Raw genomic sequence first — 1151 nt, forward strand, 5'->3', positions numbered from 1 at the left:
CCCGGTGCGCGTCGCCGGTGGCGATGTTGACCAGGGCGCCCGGCAGCCGCCCGGCCTCCGCCCCGCCCCGGTGGTCGAGGACGCGGCGGGTGAGCGTGAGCCGAAGCTCGTGCGCCGCCTGCTCGGAGGCCCGCTCCGCGGCGCGGTCGCCGAAGCGGTAGCTGAGGCTCAGCGCCACGTACACCGCGCCCAGGACGCCGAGCCACAGCAGGAGGCCGCCGAGGCCTCCGCCGACCGCCTGGTCGATCACGACACCGATCAGGAACGGCACCAGCGCCTCGCCCGCCTGGTGCCCGGTGACCATCAGCGAGGCGAGCAGGACGTGACGGCGCTGCCCGGCGACGACCTGGGCCAGGACGTTCCGTCCGGTGAGCGACACGAGGTACCTCCGGTCAGGCGCAGTGGCGTACGGCCAGGCGGGTCAGCGCGACGGCCGCCTCGCGGACCTGCGTCAGTGAGACGTGCTCATCGGGAGCGTGGGCCAGGTCCACCTCGCCCGGACCGTACTGCACGGTGGGAATCCCCGCGGCGGTGAGCAGCCGAAGATCGCTGCCGTACGGGGCGGCCCACCGTTCGGCGCCGGCCCCGACGGCGTCGGTCACCGCGGAGAGAAAGGGCGCGTCGGTCGTACGGGCCGAGGCGAACCGGCCGCCCCACCACTCCACCGTCACCGGGCGGGCGGCCAGCCACGGGTCGGCGGCGCAGGCACGGCCGATGGCCTCCTCCAGCGCACGCCGTGCCTGGTCCGGCGACTCACCGAGCGCCACGCCGATCCGGCCCTCGGCGACGACCTCGCCGGGGACCGACGAGGCCCAGTCGCCCGCCCGTACCATGCCGACCTCGATCGGGTAGGCCAGGTCCCAGCGGGCGAACAGCGGATCGGGCTCGGCGTTGCGGCGGGCCTCCAGCTCGCGGAGCGCGGTGAAGACCGGCAGGAACTTCTCGATCGCGCTGACCCCGCTCGCGCGCCGGGCGGCGTGTGCGGCGAGACCGGGGACCCGGAGGCGGAACGTCAGCGCTCCGGCCGCCGCGGGTACGACGGCCAGCCCGGTCGGCTCGGGGATGACGCAGGCGTCCGCCCGCCAGCCCCGCTCCAGCAGCGCGTAGGTGCCCAGGCCCCCGTCCTCCTCGCCGACCACGCACGCGACCAG

The 1151-nt window shown here is 76.1% G+C and carries 1 protein-coding gene and 1 pseudogene; both read right to left on the reverse strand.

Going from position 1 to position 1151, the window contains the following annotated elements:
* Nucleotides 1-379: pseudogene (locus ACFFNX_RS50650) on the reverse strand (ABC transporter ATP-binding protein); the annotation flags it as partial.
* Nucleotides 380-392: 13 nt separating this feature from the next.
* Nucleotides 393-1151, reverse strand: a 759-nt coding sequence (locus tag ACFFNX_RS50655) for a M20/M25/M40 family metallo-hydrolase (RefSeq protein ID WP_378213654.1), incomplete at its 5' end; no start/stop codon positions are given.

Source organism: Actinoallomurus acaciae, assembly GCF_042429965.1.
Lineage (GTDB): Bacteria > Actinomycetota > Actinomycetes > Streptosporangiales > Streptosporangiaceae > Actinoallomurus > Actinoallomurus acaciae.